This window comes from Nostoc sp. NMS7 (assembly GCF_017115085.1).
GTDB lineage: Bacteria > Cyanobacteriota > Cyanobacteriia > Cyanobacteriales > Nostocaceae > Nostoc.
Genome location: NZ_JABXKJ010000126.1, coordinates 1 through 23,865, shown reverse-complemented (window position 1 = coordinate 23,865; position 23,865 = coordinate 1). Strand labels below are relative to the sequence as shown.

The following is a 23,865-nucleotide window of genomic DNA, read 5'->3' as shown; positions in this document are numbered from 1 at the left end:
TATTGCGGGAGCGTTAATCGCGCCCGTTGGGCGCTCACATCTTGCACCTAGCCCTAGCGATTAGAAATCGCGGCTATACAAACGAAGTCCGCCTGCGCGGACTAATGGTTTTCAACCCGCGCAGGTGGTCACTGAGCTTGTCGTTCGCGCAGCGTCTCGTAGAGAAGTGCGAGTTTTGCCTGTGTAGCCAAGCCAGTGCGGGAACAGGGGGTTTCCCCCATGAGCACCTGGCGCGCGACTTCCAGTCGCCTGGTGCAAGATATGAGCTCAAGCTTTTGGCTTAGAACTCATCCCTATTTCCAACGCTATGGAATGTGTTTCTTAGGAGTAAAGCCGCTTACTACGAGCCAATTTAATTAATTTTATATTGCGTAAGATAGTTTGATTTATTCTTGCCTAATTACTTACTTCAAACCGGGCAACTAATACCCGTTTAGCAACCAGTGATTTTCTTTGATTAGGCTTGTTGATTTGTCTCCATAAAATCCAACATAATTCGCTGATGCACACTTCCCAAAGGTCGCACTTCGCCAGCCTTTTGGGAATAACAGTTACCTTGGTGAATATCTTCTGGCGTCAATAACCCCATATCCCAGCCTTCATTCAAAACCAGTTGATTTAATTCCACCAAGAGTGGTGCATGAAAGACATGACGGACAAGTCTTTCGCTGGGATAATAGCCAAATTCAAAAAATGGTGGTAAGATATAGCCGATTTCTTCTAAAATTTCTCGCTTCACTGCTACCTCTGGTGTTTCACCCGGTTCGATATGACCGCCAAATAGTGCCCAGTAACCAGGGTAGAGAATACCGGGGATGTTGTCGCGCAGTTGCATGAGAAACTTGTTTTTTTGGTAGAGAATTGCGATCGCTACATGCACCGGTTGATTGTTCATTTTTAATTATTGATTACTCTTCTTCTAGATAAACTTCCCCCAATTCTTTACCACCTAAGGGGATACTTCGGTAGCGAACTTTAGCCTTAATCACCACTTGCGCTCCCTCGGCCAGATTCTTTTGATTGGTGACAACCCAAATTTTGCCAGTCGAGTCATTAATTTGATAAGCCCACTGCTTCATCAGAGGAGCTTGCTTTTCTACCTGACCTTGGATGTAAACTATAGCCTGATTGTCTAGTTTGGGTTTAATTTCTCGAATTGGGGTGACATTGGTGCCAATTTTTAAGTTAACCCCATTCAAGCCAGAGGAAGGCAAACTACCACAACTACAAAGTCCCACCACCAAGAAAAAAATTAACCCCAGGCGGTAGGCAACAATTTTGTGTCCGTAGAAGAACCAAAGGAACAAATTTCTCCCTTGTTCGGTAAACTGACTTTTCACCGGATCTGGAACTCTCTTCTTGCAGGAGAGAAGCTTTGAATTCTCCCCATTCCCTACAAGGGTTAGGGATTGGGTTAGATTTCGCCTCTTCTTTTCCATATCACGTGAAAAGTCAGGTTTGATGAAAGCCACCGATTGAGCCAATTTTTGTGTAATTGTTTGCTTTGTCGCCAGTTTCATTAGGTCAGTTCCCATTTATAATGTTTTCATTCGGTTGCAGAAACACACTCTCAACTGAGCAAAAAATGTTCCGATTTCATCGTTTATCTTTATATTCTTCAGATAACGTCGTTGATCTGAGAAAATAAACATTATGGATTTACTCTGAGAAAAACGCTACAACCTCAAACAGATACACAATAATAGTTAAAAGTCAAGATTCAAGAATCAATATTTTCACTCTAGATTTTGGACTGTAGACTCCGCCTAGACCAGAAGCGGCTGAGTTTTGATAAAAGGCGAATATAGCTGGGAATTCTCATGGAAACAAAAACTGCCAAACTCATTGATGGGAAAGCAATAGCTGCAAAAATTCAGCAAGAACTTTCTGTTGCCATTACACAATTACAACCAAAAATTGGACGACCCCCTGGTTTAGCAGTGCTGATGGTTGGCGATAATCCAGCATCAGCGGCTTATGTACGTAATAAAGAAAAAGCCTGCGCTAAAGTTGGTATTGCCTCTTTTGGGAAGCATTTTCCCACCCAAACTACCCTTGGGGAATTAGAAGAGGCGATCGCAGCACTAAACCACGATGAACGTGTGGATGGCATTCTTGTGCAGCTGCCCTTACCTAACCACTTGGATGCTGTGACTCTGCTAAATCAAATTGATCCCGATAAAGATGCTGATGGATTGCACCCAGTTAACTTGGGGCGACTAGTCCGGGGAGAAATCGGTTTACGCAGCTGCACCCCGGCTGGTGTGATGCGACTGTTACAAGAATATGAGATTACCTTGCAGGGAAAACAGGCAGTAGTGGTGGGACGTAGTATTTTGGTGGGTAAACCGATGGCGCTGATGCTACTAGAAGCTGATGCCACAGTTACGATCGCTCACTCGCGATCGCATGACCTCAAAACCATCACCCAAAATGCTGATATTCTAATTGCAGCAGTAGGTCGTCCCGGACTGATCACTGCTGATATGGTGAAACCGGGCGCTGTTGTGATAGATGTAGGGATGAATCGCGTCACCGATGCTAGTGGCAAGAGTCGCTTAATTGGCGATGTCCACTTTGAATCAACCGCCGATGTAGCAGGATTTATCACCCCCGTTCCTGGTGGTGTTGGCCCGATGACTGTCGCCATATTGTTGCAAAATACATTTGCCAGCTATTCTAAGGCGGCGAGAGAATAAAGAGAGTGATGAGTTAAAAATTAAGAGTTATTAACTCCAAAATCCAAACTCCTGTACAGAGGCGATTAATCGCGTCTCTCCAAACTCCTAACTCCAAATTCCTAACTATTCATTTTTTCAGCCCCACAGCACCTTAAAATTGTCACGTATAAGACAAAAATCCCAAAATGTCAGGAATTTCAGAATGGTAGCAACTGATAATGTTCAAAAGACACCACCAGAGGAAGCCACGCTTAACTTAGCAGTCTATCTGAAAGAGCGACAAAAGCTTTGTGATACTGCTTTGGATCAGGCTATCCCGATCATTTATCCAGAAAAGATTTATGAGGCGATGCGCTACTCGTTATTAGCTGGAGGCAAGCGTGTACGTCCGATTCTTTGCCTTGCTACCTGTGAAATGATGGGTGGAACCATCGAAATGGCCATGCCAACGGCTTGTGCTGTGGAGATGATCCACACAATGTCGTTGATTCATGACGACCTCCCAGCGATGGATAATGACGATTACCGTCGGGGAAAGCTGACAAATCATAAAGTCTATGGCGAAGATGTGGCGATTTTGGCTGGGGATGGCTTGTTGGCTCTGGCTTTTGAGTTTGTTGCCATTCAAACCCCCCAAAGCGTCAACAGAGAGCTAGTCTTGCAGGTAATTGCCCGTCTTGGTCGGGCGCTGGGGGCAGCTGGTTTAGTCGGCGGTCAAGTTGTCGATTTAGAGTCGGAAGGCAAATCAGATATTTCCCTAGAAACGCTAAATTTCATTCATAAACACAAAACAGCCGCTCTTTTGGAAGCTTGCGTAGTTTGTGGCGGGATCATAACTGGGGCATCACCTGAAGATGTGCAGCGACTGACTCGTTATGCTCAAAATATTGGGCTAGCATTCCAAATCATCGATGATATTCTGGATATCACTGCTACTCAAGAGCAATTAGGCAAAACAGCCGGTAAAGACCAAAAAGCCAAGAAAGTGACCTATCCCAGCCTTTGGGGGCTTGAGGAATCGCGCTCAAAAGCCCAAGAGCTAGTTAAAGCAGCTTGTGTGGAATTAGAACCATTTGGAGAGAGAAGCAAACCACTCCAAGCGATCGCTCATTTTATTACCAGTCGCAATAACTAGTACCGCTTTGCGGAATTCGGAATTATTATACCGCAAGGGTTTATTGATTTGGAATGGGTGGTTTATTTACACTTTGCTGTAGTACTACCGCCCAACGGAATTCCAAATTTAAAATTCAAAAAGCTTATTTGATCAGCTTTTAGGCTATTTTGAATAATTGGTCTGTTTCCAACGTGATCTATTAGGTTAATTTGGGATTTTGGGTTGAATCTAAATGTTTCCTCAACCAACAACTGCTGCTAATATTTACAACCTAGCCGATAAGCTTAGAGCTTTAGTGACCAAGCGTGCCTAAATTAAGCGACTCGTGCAGTTCGACAAGCTTACTGACCACGGTTTTAACCGCATTGAGAATTGATTTTTGGTACGAACATTCGAGGTTATAATAGGATAATGCCACAGGTAGAATAACCGCTAGCACAGATGGGTAAGGACTCCCAAACGATCGGCTAGGAAACAATAATGGATAGTGGGTGGCGAACACCACGAATAAACATAGCCTTAGTAGCCAACGCGCACCCATAGCAGAAAACAACACTATTTATTGGACAAAGTACCGTAGGGCATACGGGAACTAGAGAAACGATTCTCTAACGCTTAGGGAGATAGAGCCACCTGGGGTTGTTTAAATTAGACTCGGTACTTTGTTCTATTGAACGGGTATCAGGTTTAAATATTGCCGCAAGGATGGACAATTTTAAGGTATGTAGTTGAACTAAGAATCTCAGCTTCTTTAGAGCTGAGAATGTCAATAACTTAACCAAAATACCATGCAGGACATAGGCAACATTTTAGACAACCGGGTGCTGTTGGTTGCTCTGGTAGCTTGTTTAATTGCTCAAGCACTAAAGCTCGTAATCGAGATCATCAAAAATCGTAAACTGAATGTGCGTGTTTTGGTGACAACAGGAGGTATGCCCAGCGCCCATTCGGCTCTGGTTACGGCTCTAGCAGCTGGTGTAGGGCAAAAACTGGGTTGGGCATCTCCTGATTTTGCCGTTGCGATGATTTTTGCGATCATCGTCATGTATGATGCAGCCGGAGTTCGCCAAGCAGCTGGTAAGCAAGCTCGTATCCTCAATCAAATGATTGATGAATTATTTGATGAAAAACCAGACTTTAGCCAAGACCGTCTGAAGGAATTACTCGGACATACACCAGTTCAGGTAATCGCCGGGTCAGCTCTGGGTATAACTATCTATTGGTTAGCTAGGTCTGCTTATTAGTCAATAGTCTACAGTCTACAGTTTATTGACTAATGACTAGAACCGTACAGTTGACCGCAGCAGAATTACCTTCCGACTATCTACTATGCTGGCAATAAAACCGCCATTGTTCAGCTTCTGCAATGTGTTGTATGCTTCAGTTTGGTTGGTGGTATAAACTGCTAACAAGTAAGGGCGTTGTCCATAAGAAACAAAACCTACATTACCTCCTACTAGTTGTTGCACAGTATTTACTAGTTCGGGACGGTTGTAATAATCTACCAGGACTGCATAACCCTCTCCTAAGGCTTGAGGATTATAGCTGACTGTCTGCTGAGGTGGCTGTGGCCGTGACTGTGCCTGAACATCTGGGGTTGTTGGTCGAGTGGTAATTATAGCAGACAAGCCAACAATATTGCTGACATATCTCGCCCAACGATTGGCATCATCAATTTTGTTAAAGTCTCCTACACGCGTCACAGTTTCGTTGAGATATTTGCAGGTGATGGTCTTAAGTTCAGACGGTAAGGCACTACGCAACTGCTTTTGATTATTTGCTGTGGGACTGACTACTAATAAAAGATACTCACCTACATTTGGTGGTTGACAAACGGGAATGGCTTGTTGGGCAAAGACCGAACTCATGCCACCAATCAAAAGAGCGTAAGCGAAGCTTGTCGTAGACATCGCTAATCTTAAAACACTTGGTATCTGAAATCTATGCACAAAAGTTAGATTATGTAAATCAAGGTGTCCTAGAAGATTTTATAAGAAAAAAGCTGAAACCTCGCTACTTCAGTATGGGGATTAAAGAGTGTCAAATAATATATTTTGTTCCTACAAAAATAAAATTGGGGAGTGGGCTTGCCGTGAGCGTAGCCGAATGGGAGATCAGGGGGACAAGGGGGACAAGGGAGAATTATTGAACAAGTTTCTTCTCAATGCCCAATACTTCTCTACAAGAGGCTTCTCTTTCAGAGACGCTAACGCGAACGCCAACGACTTTGCTCAGTACAAGTGCCCAATACTTCTCTACCAGAGGCTTCTCTTTCAGAGACGCTAACGCGAACGCCAACGACTTCTCTACGAGACGCTGTTCGCGTTCGCTCAGTACAAGTGCCCAATGCCCAGATTAGGAAACAGTCGCAAGCGATGCCAAAGCGTCGGGTATTGTCTCAGAAGGAGCTGGGAATTCCCCAGTGATGACGTACTCTAAACGCAGTTTTAACCAAGTAATAAATTGGGGATTAGTGGAAATAATCGCTACTGCTGGTTGGGGACACTTCACCTTTAGTTCTGCAAACTGGGGTGTTTCCAAGAAAGCTGGTTGCTGAACCAACCAAAAATCTATTTGTTTTTCTTGTTCGTGGTAGTGACGGGTACGTTCTTTGAGAACTTCCTGTATCGGTTCTTCTTGAATAAGAAAACGTTGACTAGCCAAAACGTAATAGTATGTTTGCATTTTCATCCTTGAGTTGCTATGTGAATAATTTAAGGGCACAGTACTGCACTGTACCCTTACAAACTAACTTTTGTGGGATTTCTTGAACCAAGAACTGAACGGACAACCACTTTTCTGGTTTTCAGCATTTGTCTGTTTGCCACCAGATGTGAGCTTTTCCAAGAACAGACTATTGTCAAAATAGTGTTCTAAGGAAATGATCTTCAAGTCATCGGTAACTTTTGCAATGCTCATGCCGATAATTTCTATTGTCTCTCCAGTCGGTGCATGATCTTTGTATTCTCCGTTAAAATGTCCCCAATGCCGCCACTTGAATGCCACATTTGGTGGCCCTGAGAAAACTTCTACCACTTCCCAAGGAAATCCTTGGGGAAATGTTGTGTGGAAGATTTTTGCAGATGATTCAAAGCTTTCTTCTGAAGCCTTGTAGTGTTCTGAATCAGCCATAAATAAATTGTAAGTACCTTGGGCTGATAAATCTGCTGCGGTGTACTCTACTCCGCCGTTGGTACTCACGCGAAACTTATCATTCACAATAGATAACCACTGTTGGGGGTTAGCTTTAAAAGATACCTCCATCTCTAAGGTTCGCACCAAGTTTTGCGCGATCGCTTCTAGTGTACCTTCAAGGTGATTGTGGATACTTTCTTGGGCGAGATTCTCTTTTGAACGGGAATAATCAGGCGGTGTCTGATACCGCCACTCGACATCAGTGCTTTCTGCTATCACCTTATCCCGATCCTGTACCCAAAGCGGCAGGTTGTTAGATTGTGTTGCGCTCATAGAAGTTTTTGCTGAAGAATTAAACTCAATTTCTAGATTTCGCAGTGACAACCCCTCTTAAGTTTAAGGGAGTGGGGAGATGAGGGAGATGGGGGAGATGAGGGGGATGGGGGAGATGAGGGAGATGGGGGAGATGAGGGGGACAAGGGGGACAAGGGGAATGACCCATGTCCAATGCCCAATGCCCAATGCCCAATACTTCGACTTCGCTCAGTACAAGTGCCTAATACTTCTCTACGAGAGGCTTCTCTTTCAGAGACGCTAAGGCCAACGCCAACGACTTCGCTCAGTACAAGTGCCCAATACTTCTCGACGAGAGGCTTCTCTTTCAGAGACGCTAACGCGAACGCCAACCACTTCTCTACGAGACGCTGTTGGCGAACGCTCAGTACAAGTACCCTATGCCCCATTCCCTCTTATAACTTGTTTCATCTCGCGCACTGCCCTTTCCATACCTACTAATGCAGCCCGACTGATGATAGTATGACCAATGTTGAGTTCTTCCATGCCTGGAAGCGCAGCCACCGGATAGACGTTCCAGTAGGTGAGTCCATGACCAGCGTTGACTCGCAATCCACCTTGAATCGCTTGTTCACACCCTTTAGCTAATATCGCTAATTCTCGCTGGCGATTTGTTTCATCCTTAGCCTCAGCATATTGTCCGGTATGCAATTCAATAAACCGCGCCTGCACCTTGACAGATGCTTCGATTTGTGTTGGGTCTGCGTCAATAAATAAACTAACTGGAATGCTAGCACTTTGCAATTTATCAACTATCTCACCTATTCTAGCAATTTGTCCGCTAATATCTAGTCCACCTTCTGTTGTGACTTCTTCGCGCTTTTCGGGGACTAAAGTCACGTAATCTGGTTTGATATCGAGAGCGATCGCTAGCATTTCATCTGTAGCGGCCATTTCTAAATTAAGATGCGATCGCACTGTTTGCCGCAAGAGTAGCACATCCCTGTCTTGGATATGCCGTCGATCTTCGCGCAGATGCACCGTAATCCCATCTGCACCCCCTAATTCTGCCAGCACCGCCGCCGCCACGGGGTCTGGTTCCACTGTCCGCCGTGCTTGCCGGATGGTGGCGATGTGATCAATGTTAACCCCAAGTGTAGGCACCCTAAATTTCTCCCGAATCCACAGTCCTCAGAACTTAATTTTAGCGGAAATGTATATGCCAATTTTTTGGCAGTTTCTTGCTAGTTTGAATTTTTACTCCCGCAGTGATTATACCCCCTACCGATCCTGAAGAGGCGATCGCAGATAAAAATTACCCGGAATTATATTTTTCCATTATCTGGTTGCAGCGATCGCCTGATAATATTGCCCGCCAAAGTGGGAATGCCCAATTGATATTTAACGTACAGTCATCGAATTACACAAAACAAAAACCTCACCCTATCCTGACAGACGTCCCTCTCCGAACTCCCGGAGAGGGACAGGTTTTGTGTAGCAAAACCAGGGTAAGGTTTCTTTAGGCTATTTGATAAACTGTAAATTACTTCAAGAGAGACTTGTGTATAGACGGTAGCCCCTTTTAAGAGAGGAATGAAAGTGAGGTTTTCCCGATAAAAGTGAAAAGTCAGACCAAAACTGACTCGTGACTAATAAATCACTATCTGAGGTTGCTTAATTGTGCCATCAGGCATAATAGTATCCCGAAACTTCGCATAAATCAGCTTTGTCTCCCAAAGGTTTGCCTTATTCAAGTTTGCCTTGGTTAAATTTGCCCATGTCAGGTCTGCACCAGTTAAGTTGGCCTGAGTCAAATTAGCTTCTAGTAATTTTGCTCCACATAGCTTTGCTCCGGCGAGATTTGCAAAACTTAAGTTAGCTTCAATCAGGGATGCTTCAATTAATTTAGCTTTACTTAGGTCTGCTTCTCTCAAATCCACATCACACAAAGAAGCGCCCCAAAGATTACTACCTGTGAATTTCACCCGCCATAAAAAACTTCCACATAAATTTGCTCGTGTTAAATCAGCATTAATCAAATTGGCTTCACACAAAGAGGCTTCATACAAATTAGTTTCACGTAAGCTAGCTTCGATTAAATTTGCGCCACTTAAATTTGCACGAGTGAGGACACAGCCAGATAGATTTGCACCACGTAAATCCGCTCCTATAAAGTTAACACCACTTAAATCAATTCCTTTTAGGTCAATTCCACTCAAGTCACATCCACTAAAATCTCGGCGCTGAAAATACTTATTTGTGATTTGACTTAATACAAATTCTTGCTTATCAGCATAATTTTTCATGGTATTCACCTCTGGGTGTAATTTATCTCAAAGTTATGTGTGGTAGTTACCGTATATTGAGAGTACACCCCAAATGGAGATCAACTCAGTAAATAATCAAAAATAAATTCCCAACAAATCGCCAATCACCTGCAAATAGGCTTTTGAAGTGGTTTTTAAAACAAAAAATGCTGACATAAGTCAGGAAATATTCATACAACAGAAGTTAGGAGGCAAAAACTTTCTGTTTGCTCCTCTCCTTTTTTAATGCCCAATGTTCAATCGTTAAAATTCGCGTTGTGAAAAGATCAAAATAGCGATCGCTAACAACATCACACTATAAAGTAAGCCATAGCCAGCATTTGTAATCAGTGCGGTTGTGTCAGGTAATGCTTGCAGACCATAAACGGCATCATTTTTCAAATCTAATCGAGATAAATCTGGCAAGATGAGAAACAAACCTTGAGTTAGACCTTCCATACCAGGGTTGTGGCTAATTCGCCCAAGTTGTACTAAATCTTGAGTAATATTTCCGATTAAATATACCGCAAAGCTTAAAACAGTCGCTAGCAGGGAAGCAGTAAAAACACTGAAGGCTATAGCTACAGAGGTGATTAATGATAACTGAAGAAATAAGAAAATTGCCGCAATTAGAATGCTTGTCGTTGGATGAGGAATGTTACCAAATTGCAGAAATATTAGATAAAGTGCTGTCATCATGGCGACAAGTACAGCTAGGATTGCGGATAAACCCAAGTATTTGCCGACGATAATTTCGCTGCGGCTGACAGGTTTAGCAATTAACATCAAGATAGTGCGTTTTTCAATTTCTTTATTAACCAGTCCCGTACCAACAAATATCGTCACAATTAAGCCGATGGCATTCATCGCCGCCAGCCCAAAGTCTAAAAACATTTTGTCTTCAGTCGTAGCTGCAAATTCAGGAAGAACGCGGAAGGCAATGGCGAGTATTAGTGCATAAAAACCGATAATATATAGGATGCGATCGCGTACCACTTCCTGAAACACATTGTTTGCCAATACAAAAATTCTGTTAATATTCATTTTTCATTTGTGATTTTTCATTTGTGATTCCCCTTGTCCCCCTCATCTCCCATTCGGCTACGCTCACGCCAAGCCCACTCCCATTCGGCTACGCTCACGGCAAGCTCACTGCTGCGGAGGCGGTGATCCAGGAATCAATTTACTAGCGCGATCGCATTCAATTTCTGCAACTGTAATCTTATTCCCGGAATTATTGGTTGCTGCAACTGGTTCAATGCGACAAGATTTTTTCAAGTAATAGCCGCGTGGATTAGAACTTGGGCCTATCCAAATACTTAATAAATCTAATATATATCCAGACTTAGTATTAGTCACACGCGGTTCAATGCGCCATAGATCCTTCTCTTCATATTTATCCAAGTTGATTTTAATTATTTCCCTACCCAGAGTTCCTACACGCTGTTTTGCTTCTAGCAACCATTTCTCTACTTCCGACCAAGGTTTTTCGGCTATTTGCTCTACTACTATTGGTTGAAGTTTCTCTAGAATTACAACGCCGTTTTGGGGAATTTTTACTGCTTGTTCTCTTCTGACAATAAAGGTACTACGTTTAAAAGTATCTGCTTGCAAACTGGGATATTGTTCTAACCAATTATCCATTACAAAGTAAAACTGAATCCAGCAACTTAGCAGCATACTACTAGCAACTAAAATTATGATTCTTTGGCGGTCTTGTGGCTTAGGAATGCGAGCTTTAGCATCGGTATCATTTCCTTCAATAAATTCTGGTATTGCCGTAATTAGTGCTGAAATTGTCGGCCAAAAAACAATTGTTCTTGGTGTAATTACATCCTCTTGATTTCCAAATGCGAAAACACTCACTAAAAATCCCGTAATTACTGCCCCGACTGGCATAAAAGTACCAGGAACCCTCAAAGGATCTTCAGTTGTATACCAAGCTGTACCGGCAATTAAAAATAACCAGCCGAAAAAGGCAATTACATCTTTGATATAGCTTGTAGCAAAATATGAAAGTACCCAAGAAAAAACACTCAGATAGATAAATGTTTGCCAAGAATAAGCTTTGGGTGGAACTAATACCTTTCTAATTCCTGCATAAAGCCCTTCAGCAAATTTTAAAACTCCAAATACATCTTTAAATAGCGTATTCATTTTCCTCCCTACACCTAATTAATCAATCACGATTTTTCCTCGGAATTAAACAAGTCAATCCCTGCTATTTTGAGCGAAACAATAAAATAATTGTGATCACACTATAACTCAGAGAATTTGCTATTAATGTAGTAGTAAGTAAATTGGTACTTTGTAATTTAATATTACTAAAACCACGGGGTCGCCGCCGTTGAGATATTTCCGGCTCCTCTTCTTTTTTAGCAACTGGTTCATTCAATGATAGTAGTAGTACCCTTAAAGCGAAAAATTTAGTTAAAAAAGTAGCAAAGAAAATTATGAAGGCAGTTAATATAACTAGAGTTTGTGTTTTTGGTGATTTAAAATTATTAAAAAACATATAATTAATTAATTCTGATTTTATCTGTATCGGCAACAGTGGTTCTGATACAAAAAATATCAACCAACCAATTACACTAGAAAACAGATTGATAGAAATGGCATAAAAAGTACTAGATTTTTTGTCAAATTTCAGCCGAGAGTGCAAAACATATGCTTCGATGGGGATGGCAATCAGTACAAATAAAAAGTCAAATAGAATTCCACCAATGGGAAAAATCCTGGGAAGCATCCAATTTTCAGCCATAAATGGTCAACGGTAAGGGTTAACTGTAGTGAGTATAACTGGGATAGTGAGGGTGATGGGGGAAATTATTCTATTGTTCTTATCCTTTACTATGGTGCTGTGCCAGTATTCATCTATTGATATTGTTAATATTTGTACGGATGCGGTGAACAGGCAATTTTTCAGATGAGAGTACAAGACGTTAGGTAAGATTAAAGACTGCCACGTTATAGCTTTTCGAGAGATGACAAGGAACGGTATCGGTATTCGCACGGCGCAAGTGCGCCCAGAACGGATCATTGGTCAAATTCACGTCTACGATGGCGTGGGTAAAGGTAAGTCACAAGCGGCTTTGGGGGTGGTTTTGCGTTCCATTGGTTTGGGTATAAATATGCCTAGCAATTCTAACCGCGTTTTACTGCTGCGGTTTTTAAAGGGGCCGGAACGTGATTATGACGAAGATGGCGCGATCGCAGCTTTGCAGCGCGGTTTTCCCCATTTAATTGACCAGGTTCGCACTGGGAGAGCGGAATTTTTTGGGCATGAGGAAATTACCACCTTTGACCGAGAGGAAGCCGCGCGGGGTTGGGATGTAGTCAAAGGTGCGATCGCTAGTGGTTTATATTCAGTTGTCGTCTTAGATGAAATTAACCCTGTTCTGGATTTAGGTTTGCTACCAGTGGATGAAGTGGTTAAGGCATTAAAATCCAAACCCCAAGAGTTAGAAATCATTGCCACCGGACGCGCCGCGCCGCAAAAATTGCTCGATATTGCAGATTTGCACTCAGAAATGAAACCTCATCACCACCCAATAGCTAAAGCCCTCTTACTTGAAGGGATTGAAATTTATACTGGTGCTGGGAAAGGCAAGTCTACTAGTGCTTTGGGCAAAGCCTTGCAAGCGATTGGTAGGGGAATCAATCATCCTGGATCTACCCGTGTGTTGATTATGCAGTGGCTTAAAGGTGGTAGTGGCTACACAGAAGACGCAGCGATCGCCGCCTTGCAGCAGTCATATCCAGAAGTGGTGGATCATCAACGCTGTGGTGGAGATGCGATCGTCTGGCGCAATTCCCGGCAAGAATTAGACTACGTAGAAGCGGAACGGGGTTGGGAAATCGCTAAAGTTGCGATCGCCTCTGGACTGTATAAAACTATTATTCTCGATGAACTCAATCCCACTGTTGATTTAGAACTACTCCCCGTTGAACCCATTGTTCAAGCTTTACTCCGCAAACCCCGCGACACCGAAATTATTATCACTGGCCGCTGCCAAAATCCACCCGCATACTTCGACTTGGCTAGCGTCCACTCAGAGGTTTATTGCCACAAACATTATGCTAATCAAGGTGTAGAACTTAAACGAGGGGTAGATTTTTAGATGTTGCTGATTAGTTGATATCCTAGATTCTCTAGAAACATAACAAATTTATTTACCAAAATGGTAAACTTATATTAGTCTAGTAACGCATGGAAATCACTTTCGCTGACGGCAAACTGCAAAAGCTATGCGAACAATAAGACTCAGCGCAAATATAATTGGGTACAAACTGTGCCAAGAAATTTAGAACCCAGTTGGCTATTGTTGGCGCTGCTAGTTGTGTCACGGAATTAGTTATAGGTCATCCCCATCCCTTAAAAGGAGATAGGGTAGGTGAATTTGCAGTAAACCTAAAAGGTGGTAAACGACTTGTATTTAAGCCAGACAACGACCCCATACCTCTTAGTCAGGATGGAAGCATTGATTGGTCAAAAGTTACTGCTGTTTGTATTGTTTTGATTGGAGATTACCATGACTGAGACAACCCGAACATTCACTCCAGATTGGGTATCTTCTCCCGGTGATGCCATCGCTGATTTATTAGAAGAGCGTGATTGGACACAAGCACAATTAGCAGAGCGTTTAGGCTACACCACAAAACATATTAGCCAGTTGATCAATCGCAAAGCACCGATTAATGAAGAAACAGCCCTGAAGCTAGAACGGGTTATGGGTAGTACAGCAGCATTCTGGCTCAGATATGAAGCTCAATATCGCGCCGCTTTGGCAAGGAAAGAAGAAGAAAACCGTTTAAAGGTGAGTTTGCATTTTCAAGGGATAGAATAAGCAGACGATAATATAAATCGATATGTTAAAAATACATGGAAATGTGTGATTGGGGACTTCAAAAAAATAAAATATTCCTTAACAAATAATGATTAATCACTATCAGGAGCAATCAGGGATAGCCAAGGGCTATCCCTGATTCCCTATTTTGTTATCAAGGATTTCTGGAATCCTGTTTAGTGAGATTGAAGTTATAACTCAACGTTAACAAAAGATTGATATGCGCTTGCCTATTGCTATTGGTGCAATCTTAGTAGCATCTGTGAGTTTTAATGCCCCAGTAATGTCTGTGCCTCCTACGCATGGAGTACAAACAGAGATTGCTAGCTCAAATTTAAAACAGCTAAGAACTAATCGCCGATTGTGGAATCAACGAAAAATTGACAACTACCGCTACAAACTTAGCAATAGTTGCTTTTGTATTCCCGAATTTAGAGGTCCATTAATTATTGAAGTACGTAATGGCAGAACAACTTCTATCACCGATGCAAATACTGGGAAGCCAGTTAATTCAGAATCATTACGACAATATAGTACAATTCCTAAACTCTTTAATTTGATTGAGAATGCGATCAACCGTGGAAAATCCGAATTAACTGTGGTATACAACCCACAACTTGGTTATCCAACCCAAATCAATATCGGTAATCTAGCTGCCGATGCTGGTGTATTTACTACAATTAGCAATTTTGAAGAACTTCATTAAGGTTTATAACATAAATCGATGAAGCTATTTTTGATATGTGCTGCGCCCCGAATGTCATTAAGAAAACGTGACTCAAGAGTTGAGCAAGGTAGAAGCGATCGCTCGGTTCTATAGCAATCCTGAATCAAACGCGCAGAAACAAGATCCCTGACTTCTTAAAGAAGTCGGGGATCTGCAAGTTGCAAATAGGACTCATATCATTTTTAATCACATTTACAATTATCCATAAGGTTGAAATTACAATCCAGAATTTCATCCCAAATTAAGTTAAAAAAAAAGAGTGTCAGCGATAATTTGTGGACTTTAGAGTGTTTAATAAAGTTATTGCCAAAAGTCTAGTAGAAGCAAAAACATGAAAGCTTTCAAGAAGCTATCCTCAATAGCAATGTTGCTATGTGCCTTTGTTTATCCGCCCTCATTAGCTGAAGCGAAGGATATTTCTCTAAATAATATTCGCAATGAACAGAGCGCTGCACCAGAGGCTAACCTAGTTGGAGATAAAACCGGAGAGCTTTTAATTGCTCAACGGCGACCATTAAGACGACGGCAGATTATCCAACGACGGCGACCATTAAGAGGACGGCAGATTATCCAACGACGACAGCAGTTAAGACAGCGCCAGATTATCCGACGACGGCAGCCGTTAAGACAACGCCAGATTATCAGACGACGCTATTGATGACTGCTGATAGAACTAACTAATGGTTAATGTTTAGTGGTTGTTCTATTAACCACTAACCATTAACTATCGTTATTAGGGCTTACGCAAAACCACACGCTGTAGAGGCAATACCCTGCGGAAAGCTAAAGCTAGATGAATTGCACCTACGAGAAAATCACTCTTTTCGGCTATTGTTTGCGTAAGTCCTAGTTATGTTGTAAGGGAATACCAAAAAATAAATTATCCATAACCTGGCGGTGCGTTAAGGCTTTAGCCTAACGCATCCTACTGCTTGGATATTTTTTAATTGGAAGTCCCTAATGGGTTGCTACTACCTCTGCTTCCAGGCGAACTAATCGGTCTGCCAAAAGTTTCTCAAGGTCTTCTAACGCCTTAGTGAAACCTTTGATGCCCTCGTCTAGTTTGTCAGTTGCCATGCGGTCAGCAGCATGTAATTTGTCATAGGTAGCTTTGTCAACAGATATCTTTTCAATTTCCAAGTTTGCTACCTTGGCAGGGTCAAGTTTGCGTGGCAGTTCTCCAATCGTTGCGTGCAATTCACCCAAAAGTGCCGGGGAAATTGTCAACAAATCACAACCTGCAAGTTCAGTAATTTCACCAATGTTGCGGAAACTAGCTCCCATAATTTCGGTTTTATAGCCGAACTTCTTGTAGTAGTTGTAGATTTTGGCGACAGACAAAACTCCTGGGTCTTCGGCTGCTGGGTAGCTATCGCGTCCGGTATCTTTTTTGTGCCAGTCGAGAATCCGACCGACGAAGGGAGAAATGAGAGTGACACCAGCATCAGCACAGGCGATCGCTTGATGCAGACCAAACAACAAGGTAAGGTTACAGTGAATACCTTCTTTCTCCAGAATTTCCGCAGCGCGAATCCCTTCCCAGGTGGAGGCAATTTTAATTAACACGCGATCGCAGCCAATTCCGGCGGCCTTATACTGAGCAATTAATTCCCGTGCCTTAGTCAGGGTAGCTTCAGTATCGTAGGACAAGCGAGCGTCCACTTCCGTAGACACGCGACCGGGAATGATTTGTAAAATCTTTAATCCAAAAGCAACTGCCAGACTGTTAAAAGCTAAAGAAACTATTTGTGGTTGGGTAGCTCCGGCTCCAGCATCTTTCTTTGCCTGGAGTAAAGTTTGATCGACAATTCCCTGATATTCCGGCATCTGCGCCGCAGCAGTAATTAGAGAAGGATTGGTGGTAGCGTCTTGGGGTTTGAACTTTTCAATTGCCTGAATATCCCCTGTATCTGAGACCACAACAGTCATTTTCAGCAATTGTTCCAGTAAATTCTTAGACATAAAATACTCCATGATGTTTGTTTAGGATTTACTTAATTCCCCAGTTCTTTACACTCTTTACTATTCCTTCAATTCTGATTCTGACAATTTTTCGGAATCATTGCCCAAGTTTGCTTATTATCCACAGCCACAGACCTATTCTAAGAGTCTTATGCTGAAATTGGCTGTCCAATGGAATGCACTTTGATTAAACTAGTTGTTCCCGATTTACCAATTGGAACACCAGAGGTAATTACCACCTTATCGCCCTTATTCGCTAGACCCATCTCTACAACTGTGTTTACCACATTGCTAAACATCTCTTCAGCATTGTGGACTGGTGGGATGAGCAAAGGTTCCACACCCCAAGAAAGTGCTAGCTGCCGATAAGCGGTGATGTCAGGGGTGAGGGCAATAATGGCAGAAGTTGGCCGATATTTAGAGACCATTCTCGCCGTATTTCCTGAGGTCGTGTTACAAAGAATCGCCCGTGAGCCTGTTTCATAAGCGATGCGACACACCGATTCTGCTACGGATTCGGTAACGCTGAGACTGCCTGCCTCATGGCACCAAGAATGTCTGCTACCCTCATCTAAAGCTTGTTCTGTCCGCACGGCGATATTGTGCATCATCTGGACGGCGGCGACGGGATATTGTCCGACAGCTGTTTCACCAGAAAGCATTACCGCATCAGTACCATCTAAGATGGAGTTAGCAACATCGGTTGCTTCGGCGCGGGTGGGATCGGGGGAGCTAATCATCGACTCTAGCATTTGCGTGGCTGTAATCACCGGCTTGCCAGCATAATTGCAACGGCGAGTTATATCTTTTTGAATCAGAGGGACTTCATGAATCGGCATTTCTACGCCTAAATCGCCACGGGCAATCATGATCCCGTCGGCAACCTTCAAAATGGAGTCAAACTGCTCTACTGCCTCTGCTCTTTCGATTTTGGCAATTAAGCGGATGGAAGCGCCAGCTGCTTCAATCATCCTGCGGGCGGGTTCTAAGTCTTGTGGCGATCGCACGAAGGATACTGCTACCCAGTCTACACCCAACTGAATCCCAAAGCGCAGATCCAGCAAGTCTTTTTCGGTGATTGAACTCACAGGTAAAGGAGTTTGTGGCAGGTTCACTCCCTTGTGTGTGGAAATTAACCCGCCAATTTTCACTTCTGCCCGAATGCGATCGGCATCGCGATCGGTAACAATCAACTTAACACGACCATCATTAATCAAAATCGGTTCGCCTGGTCGCACCATTGCAAACAAAGTCGGCAATGGTAGAGGTAGCTCGTCGATACTCTCACCCTTTTGTTGCAAAACAAAAGTGACTTCACTACCAGCTTCCAGATTTAACCCTTCTGGTGGTAAAATTCCCAAACGAATCTTGGGGCCACAGAGGTCTTGCATAATTGCGATCGGCTTTTGCTGCTCAGTACTAATCTGCCTGAGATACTGAGCCGTTTGCGCGTGAAATTCATAGGCTCCGTGGGAGAAATTCAGCCGCGCCACATTCATTCCAGCTTCTACTAACGCTTGTAGCTTTTCAGGTGCAGATGAAGCCGGCCCAACAGTACAAATGATTTTGGTTCGACGCATAGGGATTGGGGGTTGAGGAATAACCTGCAAATTTGGATGCCTTATACCAATTCGTAATTCGTAATTCGTAATTAAGAGACTTCAGATTTGATTTGAGTTTCCCGGTTTAAATCTTTAGCCTTCTTTTAGAGAATTGGTATTATGCGGGTGCGTAGGCGTAGACCATCGTCGCGATCGCGCAAAGCATCCAAATTCACATGTGCTTCATATCACTTGTTTGCTAAAAAAGTTACTTTATTTAGTGTTGTTCTCAGAGTATTTACCATCCCAAATCCCAAAAGTCCCTAGTCAAAAGTCAAAAGTCAGGAGTTAGTATTCAAAAGCTAATGACTAATGACTAATGACCAATGACAAATGACCAATCAAACCACAGCTGCTGTCGGTGCGAGTTTTTCCTTCTGTGACATAGACAACATCAGGTCAATGACGCGATTTGAGTAGCCCCACTCATTGTCATACCAAGCAATTACCTTGAAGAAATGAGAGTTCAGCTCAATACCAGCACCTGCGTCGAAGATACTGGAATGAGTATCGCCTTGAAAATCTGTAGAAACTACTTCTTCATCTGTGTAGCCCAAAATACCTGCTAGCGAACCTGCGGCAGCCTCCTTCATCGCAGCAGAGATTTCTTGATAACTCGTGGCTTTGGCAGTTTTAAAAGTTAAATCAACTACAGAGACATCGGGAGTCGGAACTCTAAATGCCATACCAGTCAACCTACCCTTCAATTCTGGTAAAACCAGTGCTACAGCTTTAGCTGCGCCTGTGGAGGAGGGAATAATATTTTGGGCTGCACCTCGACCACCTCGCCAGTCCTTCTTGCTGGGGCCATCTACAGTTGGCTGGGTGGCAGTCATGGCGTGGACTGTGGTCATTAACCCTTCGGTCAACCCAAAGTTGTCATTGATCACCTTAGCGATGGGAGCTAGACAGTTTGTAGTGCAGCTAGCATTGGAGACAATGAGATCCTTGCTGGGGTCAAAAAGGTGATGATTTACACCCATCAGCAAAGTAGGAACTGTATCTGGATCTTTAGTGGGAGCGGAAATTATCACTCGCTTTGCACCTGCCTTCAGGTGGTTTGCCGCCCCTTCATAGCCAGTGAAAAGTCCCGTAGATTCTACCACATAATCTGTACCTAATTGTCCCCAAGGCAACTCGGCTGGATTTCTCACCGACACACAAGGGATAAAGTGTCCGTCAATGAGGATGCCATCTTCCTTGGCTTCAACTTTGAGCTTTAGTTTACCGTGGGTTGAGTCGTACTTTAATAGATAAGCGAGGTTATCTGGTGGTACTAAGTCGTTAATGCCGACAAACTCAATGTTAGGATTATCGATGCCAACGCGAAGCACAAGTCGCCCGATTCGACCGAAGCCATTGATACCAACTTTTAATTTAGTCAAGATTAAACCTCCCGTTGTGGAAAGTTGAACAAAAGGAGAAAGTTAAAAGTCAAAATAGATTGCCTTTTACTCTTTACTTTCTGATCCTGACAGTTTCAGTCGGTTAAGCCATATTTACTTGGCATCTTTTAAGGATTGGGGCATTGGGCATTGGGCATTGGGCATGGGGCATGGGGCATTGGGCATTGGGCATTGGGCATTGGGCATGGGGCATTGGGAAAACCCCGATTTAAACAGTCTGATACGTTGTAAGATCGCCCAGGCTATTTAAATAATTTGCCCTTGCAACCCACGATTTGTTAAAAGGTAAACAGCAAAAGTTCCTAGCCAGTGACTAGCTGCATAATGTTCACTGACAACATTTGCTAGTCCATGCTGACGATGGTGAACCGCAGCAGAGCGAAGTGTTTCTATGCGGCGATCGCTATTTGCTAATCTAGAGATGATCCCCTCAAGCATCCAAGCACGACTGAGATTAAGACCGTAGAAGTGGGATTGCATATAATCTTGAGGATTATCTACTATGTTCGGTTCTAACCAATTTGCTGAATTCTCAATCGGTATTTGGGGAAGAAAATTGGTCAGCCAGTCAGTAAAAACTGTTGTTGGGAGGACTCGCCGCATCAAGTCTGCTTCCGCAAGTCCAGGAGAGAGAAAATCGTACCCAAGCGGCTCAAATTGTAACGAGTAATTGCGATCGCTAAGATAGAATTGCCGTGCTTTATTCTCCACTAACTGAATGAAGTCAGCATTTTCGGTAATTCGTGCCCAATCTAGCATCAAACCAAGTGCAAAAGCTGTTTGGCTATGCATCCCCGTGCGATTTGGGAGTTTTAGTGTGTCAATCCAACGGTGTAAGTTAGCTGCAATCAACTTTTCTAGCGGTTCCAATACAAGCCGCCATTTTTTCGCTTGGGGATGATTCCACTCATGAAGTTCCGCAGCCAATTGCAGAAGCCATGCCACACCATAAGGAAATTCATAAAAGGGTAATCGTTGAAAATGAGCAATCTCTCCTTGAATCTTCTCCGGTGTTAGGCTTTGATCAAGTGCTTGCTTTGACGCGACATTGAAGGAGGCTTCAGGAAAGTGACGCATCAGACGTACCAGCAACCAGTGACCATGTACGGCTGAATGCCAATCTAAGCAGCCATAAAAAGCAGGAGTCAATTCACGCGGTGGTTTTATATCCTCGTCGCTATCAGCCCAATACAGATTACTGTTGGGATACTCCCGCGCGATACAATCCAGCACTAATTGAGCAAATTGTGCCGCAGTCGTTTCATTAATCTCCAAATTATCGGCTGGCATGGTCACTTAGTACAGTTTTGCGTAAAAGGGTAGCGTTTTGAATGCAGGGGAACGCATTGGCATTGCATCGGGATGCATTGGCATTGCAGGGGGATGCATTGGCATTGCAGGGGGATGCGTTGGCATTGCAGGGGGATGCGTTGGCATTGCAGGGGGATGCATTGGCATTGCATTAGATTATGATGCAATCTTAATGCGATCGCTAATACCGTTTAACTTTAATAGGACTTACGCAAAACTATACGCGGTAGGGGCAATTCATGTATCTTTAGCTGACCGCAGGGTATTGTCCTTACCTATAAATGAGGGTTTCAGCTATTGTTTGCGTAAGTCCTGTTTAATAATGATACAAATACGTTGGTAGGGGCACAGCAATGCTCATACGTGTCAACTTAACGTATAACCCATGTTCCGCAAGGAACTGAAGTTCCTTGCTCATAGCAAAAGTCATCTGAAGATGACTAAATATCTCTCCAAATCCTTAGTCTACTTCAGTAGACTTTAGCTATTAGCCCTGAAATTTATTTCTGGGCGGGACTGGAAGTCAACAAGCGATTTCTAGCTTAAGTTGACACTAATGAGCAATGCTGTGCCCCTACGAGAAATCTATATGTATCAGGCTTTGTGTGAAATGGTAATAACACACCCGACAATTTGTCTTAACCCAAACGTATTGTGATCTGAGTTATTATTTGAAACTTCCTAACACTTCCATCACTTCTGCTTCCGGTTTTACCCTAGCTTCTGCTTCCAGAAATTCAGCTACTTGAGCCTCAATTTCATCCCGGACAATCTGACGATACTCCAAGAAATGCTCAATTTGGGCACAAACAGCTAAGTAACTACTGACTCCACCCGGATTATGCTGATACATATTCCACAAGTTGCGCCAGAATTGCCAGCGCGTCTGACGACGTACACCCTGCCGCCAGCAAATGATTAGAAACGCTCGGAGTACTTTCCAGTTCAATGGTTTCTTAGCAGCTTTGCCCTTTTTCGGGTAGGTTGCTTCGCCCAAAAGCCGGAAGTGTTTGTATGTACGCTCCAAAAACCGCTCTGGTTCATACAAATCACAGAACGCCTGCACATATTCACGAGCGATGTCTTCTAACGGTCGAGTTGGCACAAAATTCATCAACGTGGTTTGGTTGATGTTGGCAGATTTATTACGGAGTCGTCCTTCCTTTTCTAATCTATGCCAGAGGGCTGTATCTGGAAGCGCTTGCAGCATACTAAATAAGGCTGTGGGAATTGCTGTTTCTTCAACAAACTTGACAATTCGTGCGCCGGCTCCTACTTTCTCGCCATCAAACCCAATGATAAAGCCTGCCATGACTCGCAGCCCTGAGCGGGTAATCCTATTCACAGCTTCACTAAGCGAGTCTCTGGTATTCTGGTATTTCTGAGTGAAAGTAAGACTTTCTTCGTCGGGGGTTTCAATTCCCAGAAAAACAGCACCAAAATTACACGCTACCATCAAATCCATCAGTTCTTGGTCTTGAGCTAAATCAACTGAAGCCTCTGTAGCAAAGGAAAAGGGATAGTTATGTTCCACCATCCAGGGCAAAAGGGACTTCAGAAATAATTTCACATTCCGCTTATTGCCGATGAAGTTGTCATCCACCATAAAAATGCTGCGCCGCCAACCCAGTTTGTAGAGATAATCAAGTTCTGCTAATAATTGATCTGGGTTTTTGGTGCGGGGTTTGCGACCGTAGAGTACAATAATGTCGCAAAACTCACACTGAAAGGGACATCCACGGGAAAATTGCACCGACATCTCCGCATAGGCATCAAATTCTAGTAAGTCAAAGCGAGGAATCGGAGTATTGGTGACATCTGGTTTTTCACCATCAGAGCGAAAAATGCCTGTGCGATCGCCGCGTGCGATCGCTGCTACAAATAAAGGTAGGGTGATTTCCCCTTCATCTAATATCAAATAGTCTGCCCCAACGGATGTCATTTCATTCGGTAACGCTGTTGGAAATGGCCCACCTACAGCAACCCGTTTCCCTCTCTGCTTTGCTTCTAATATCTGAGAAAGCAAATCCTCTTTTTGCACAATCATCGCCGACATAATAACCAAATCTGCCCAAGCCCATTCTGCTTCTGTACAGACGCGAACATTTCGATCTACTAGCTTAAACTCCCATTCTTGGGGTAAAATCGCGGCTACAGTTACCAAGCCTAAAGGCGGTAGCATTGCTTTACGGTCTAATAAAGCCAGTGTCTTTTCAAAAGACCAAAAACTTTTTGGAAAACGGGGATATAAAAGTAAAATGTTCATATTCGATGCTTATAACCCTTGATGTTTGCTGCTAGTTGAGTTTATCTAAAGCTGAATCAATCTGACAACAGATTAGAGGAACTTCTGTATACAGTAGTTGTAATACTGTTTGACTTCAATTATGATACAAATATATTGGTAGGGGCACGGCAATGCCCATTGGTGTCAACTTAAGTTAAAAGATGTAATCTAGGAGCATTGAAGCAGATGTT

Annotated in this window: 26 protein-coding genes; 11 read left to right on the top strand and 15 right to left on the bottom strand. The window is 43.2% G+C overall.

Annotated features, from left to right (window positions below):
• Nucleotides 1–457: 457 nt before the first annotated feature.
• The gene (locus HWQ38_RS13170; RefSeq protein WP_292794081.1) at nt 458–895 is read right to left on the bottom strand and encodes an NUDIX hydrolase; all 438 of its coding nucleotides are present in this window, start codon (nt 893–895) and stop codon (nt 458–460) included.
• 13 nt (nt 896–908) lie between these two features.
• Nucleotides 909–1,520, bottom strand: a complete 612-nt coding sequence (locus tag HWQ38_RS13165; RefSeq protein ID WP_335238384.1) for a hypothetical protein — start codon at nt 1,518–1,520, stop codon at nt 909–911.
• 300 nt (nt 1,521–1,820) lie between these two features.
• Between HWQ38_RS13165 and folD the strand changes: the two genes are divergently transcribed.
• The 3 genes from folD (at nt 1,821) to HWQ38_RS13150 (ending at nt 5,042) form a co-directional block, all read left to right on the top strand.
• The gene (folD, locus tag HWQ38_RS13160) at nt 1,821–2,699 is read left to right on the top strand and encodes a bifunctional methylenetetrahydrofolate dehydrogenase/methenyltetrahydrofolate cyclohydrolase FolD (protein WP_292794078.1); all 879 of its coding nucleotides are present in this window, start codon (nt 1,821–1,823) and stop codon (nt 2,697–2,699) included.
• A gap of 184 nt (nt 2,700–2,883) precedes the next feature.
• The gene (gene crtE / locus HWQ38_RS13155; RefSeq protein WP_292794076.1) at nt 2,884–3,816 is read left to right on the top strand and encodes a geranylgeranyl diphosphate synthase CrtE; all 933 of its coding nucleotides are present in this window, start codon (nt 2,884–2,886) and stop codon (nt 3,814–3,816) included.
• 770 nt (nt 3,817–4,586) lie between these two features.
• Nucleotides 4,587–5,042, top strand: coding sequence for a divergent PAP2 family protein (locus HWQ38_RS13150; protein WP_292794073.1), 456 nt, complete (start codon nt 4,587–4,589; stop codon nt 5,040–5,042).
• Between the two features lie 36 nt (nt 5,043–5,078).
• Here the strand turns inward: HWQ38_RS13150 and HWQ38_RS13145 are convergent, their stop codons facing one another.
• Nucleotides 5,079–5,708, bottom strand: a complete 630-nt coding sequence (locus tag HWQ38_RS13145) for a hypothetical protein (RefSeq protein ID WP_292794071.1) — start codon at nt 5,706–5,708, stop codon at nt 5,079–5,081.
• Nucleotides 5,709–5,962: 254 nt separating this feature from the next.
• Here HWQ38_RS13145 and HWQ38_RS13140 point away from each other — a divergent pair, with 254 nt between their 5' ends.
• The gene (locus tag HWQ38_RS13140; RefSeq protein WP_292794070.1) at nt 5,963–6,157 is read left to right on the top strand and encodes a hypothetical protein; all 195 of its coding nucleotides are present in this window, start codon (nt 5,963–5,965) and stop codon (nt 6,155–6,157) included.
• On the opposite strand, the gene HWQ38_RS13135 is transcribed toward HWQ38_RS13140, so the two are convergent.
• The 3 genes from HWQ38_RS13135 to HWQ38_RS13125 form a co-directional block, all read right to left on the bottom strand.
• On the bottom strand, nt 6,154–6,483 hold the full coding sequence (locus tag HWQ38_RS13135; RefSeq protein ID WP_292794068.1) for an MgPME-cyclase complex family protein: 330 nt from the start codon (nt 6,481–6,483) through the stop codon (nt 6,154–6,156). The two genes, HWQ38_RS13140 and HWQ38_RS13135, sit on opposite strands and share 4 nt — an antisense overlap.
• Before the next feature lie 63 nt (nt 6,484–6,546).
• Complete coding sequence (locus HWQ38_RS13130) at nt 6,547–7,266, bottom strand: SnoaL-like polyketide cyclase (RefSeq protein ID WP_292794065.1); 720 nt, start codon at nt 7,264–7,266, stop codon at nt 6,547–6,549.
• A gap of 399 nt (nt 7,267–7,665) precedes the next feature.
• Complete coding sequence (locus HWQ38_RS13125; RefSeq protein WP_292794063.1) at nt 7,666–8,391, bottom strand: pyridoxine 5'-phosphate synthase; 726 nt, start codon at nt 8,389–8,391, stop codon at nt 7,666–7,668.
• Nucleotides 8,392–8,495: 104 nt separating this feature from the next.
• Here HWQ38_RS13125 and HWQ38_RS13120 point away from each other — a divergent pair, with 104 nt between their 5' ends.
• The gene (locus HWQ38_RS13120; RefSeq protein ID WP_292794060.1) at nt 8,496–8,750 is read left to right on the top strand and encodes a hypothetical protein; all 255 of its coding nucleotides are present in this window, start codon (nt 8,496–8,498) and stop codon (nt 8,748–8,750) included.
• A 126-nt stretch (nt 8,751–8,876) separates the two neighbouring features.
• Here the strand turns inward: HWQ38_RS13120 and HWQ38_RS13115 are convergent, their stop codons facing one another.
• The 4 genes from HWQ38_RS13115 to fraC form a co-directional block, all read right to left on the bottom strand.
• Nucleotides 8,877–9,533, bottom strand: coding sequence for a pentapeptide repeat-containing protein (locus tag HWQ38_RS13115; RefSeq protein WP_292794058.1), 657 nt, complete (start codon nt 9,531–9,533; stop codon nt 8,877–8,879).
• A 264-nt stretch (nt 9,534–9,797) separates the two neighbouring features.
• Entirely contained in the window at nt 9,798–10,577 is a 780-nt protein-coding gene (locus HWQ38_RS13110; RefSeq protein WP_292794055.1) for an ABC transporter permease, read from the bottom strand.
• 105 nt (nt 10,578–10,682) lie between these two features.
• Entirely contained in the window at nt 10,683–11,690 is a 1,008-nt protein-coding gene (gene fraD, locus HWQ38_RS13105) for a septal junction protein FraD (RefSeq protein ID WP_292794052.1), read from the bottom strand.
• A 64-nt stretch (nt 11,691–11,754) separates the two neighbouring features.
• On the bottom strand, nt 11,755–12,294 hold the full coding sequence (gene fraC, locus HWQ38_RS13100; RefSeq protein ID WP_292794049.1) for a filament integrity protein FraC: 540 nt from the start codon (nt 12,292–12,294) through the stop codon (nt 11,755–11,757).
• Between the two features lie 223 nt (nt 12,295–12,517).
• On the opposite strand from fraC, the gene HWQ38_RS13095 reads away from it, so the two are divergent.
• The 5 genes from HWQ38_RS13095 (at nt 12,518) to HWQ38_RS13075 (ending at nt 15,765) form a co-directional block, all read left to right on the top strand.
• The gene (locus HWQ38_RS13095; RefSeq protein WP_292794046.1) at nt 12,518–13,654 is read left to right on the top strand and encodes a cob(I)yrinic acid a,c-diamide adenosyltransferase; all 1,137 of its coding nucleotides are present in this window, start codon (nt 12,518–12,520) and stop codon (nt 13,652–13,654) included.
• Nucleotides 13,655–13,812: 158 nt separating this feature from the next.
• Nucleotides 13,813–14,073: a killer suppression protein HigA gene (locus HWQ38_RS13090; protein ID WP_292794043.1), complete on the top strand. Its 261-nt coding sequence runs from the start codon at nt 13,813–13,815 to the stop codon at nt 14,071–14,073.
• Complete coding sequence (locus tag HWQ38_RS13085) at nt 14,066–14,380, top strand: HigA family addiction module antitoxin (protein ID WP_292794041.1); 315 nt, start codon at nt 14,066–14,068, stop codon at nt 14,378–14,380. Before HWQ38_RS13090 ends, HWQ38_RS13085 begins: the two co-directional genes overlap by 8 nt.
• Before the next feature lie 220 nt (nt 14,381–14,600).
• Nucleotides 14,601–15,086 (top strand): DUF6174 domain-containing protein, encoded by a 486-nt coding sequence (locus tag HWQ38_RS13080; RefSeq protein ID WP_292794039.1) that lies wholly within the window; start codon nt 14,601–14,603, stop codon nt 15,084–15,086.
• A gap of 352 nt (nt 15,087–15,438) precedes the next feature.
• Entirely contained in the window at nt 15,439–15,765 is a 327-nt protein-coding gene (locus tag HWQ38_RS13075; RefSeq protein WP_292794037.1) for a hypothetical protein, read from the top strand.
• A 299-nt stretch (nt 15,766–16,064) separates the two neighbouring features.
• On the opposite strand, the gene HWQ38_RS13070 is transcribed toward HWQ38_RS13075, so the two are convergent.
• The 4 genes from HWQ38_RS13070 to HWQ38_RS13055 form a co-directional block, all read right to left on the bottom strand.
• Nucleotides 16,065–17,069 carry a transaldolase gene (locus HWQ38_RS13070; RefSeq protein ID WP_292794035.1) on the bottom strand — a complete coding sequence of 335 codons (1,005 nt, stop codon included), beginning with the start codon at nt 17,067–17,069 and terminating at the stop codon, nt 16,065–16,067.
• Between the two features lie 149 nt (nt 17,070–17,218).
• Complete coding sequence (gene pyk, locus HWQ38_RS13065; RefSeq protein ID WP_292794033.1) at nt 17,219–18,649, bottom strand: pyruvate kinase; 1,431 nt, start codon at nt 18,647–18,649, stop codon at nt 17,219–17,221.
• Between the two features lie 362 nt (nt 18,650–19,011).
• The gene (gene gap / locus HWQ38_RS13060) at nt 19,012–20,055 is read right to left on the bottom strand and encodes a type I glyceraldehyde-3-phosphate dehydrogenase (protein WP_292794030.1); all 1,044 of its coding nucleotides are present in this window, start codon (nt 20,053–20,055) and stop codon (nt 19,012–19,014) included.
• A 267-nt stretch (nt 20,056–20,322) separates the two neighbouring features.
• A complete protein-coding gene (locus HWQ38_RS13055) occupies nt 20,323–21,366 on the bottom strand; it encodes a DUF2891 domain-containing protein (protein ID WP_292794027.1) in 1,044 nt (347 codons plus the stop codon).
• A gap of 41 nt (nt 21,367–21,407) precedes the next feature.
• Here HWQ38_RS13055 and HWQ38_RS13050 point away from each other — a divergent pair, with 41 nt between their 5' ends.
• Entirely contained in the window at nt 21,408–21,542 is a 135-nt protein-coding gene (locus HWQ38_RS13050) for a hypothetical protein (RefSeq protein WP_292794025.1), read from the top strand.
• A gap of 512 nt (nt 21,543–22,054) precedes the next feature.
• On the opposite strand, the gene HWQ38_RS13045 is transcribed toward HWQ38_RS13050, so the two are convergent.
• Complete coding sequence (locus HWQ38_RS13045) at nt 22,055–23,653, bottom strand: B12-binding domain-containing radical SAM protein (RefSeq protein WP_292794023.1); 1,599 nt, start codon at nt 23,651–23,653, stop codon at nt 22,055–22,057.
• Nucleotides 23,654–23,865 lie beyond the last annotated feature (212 nt).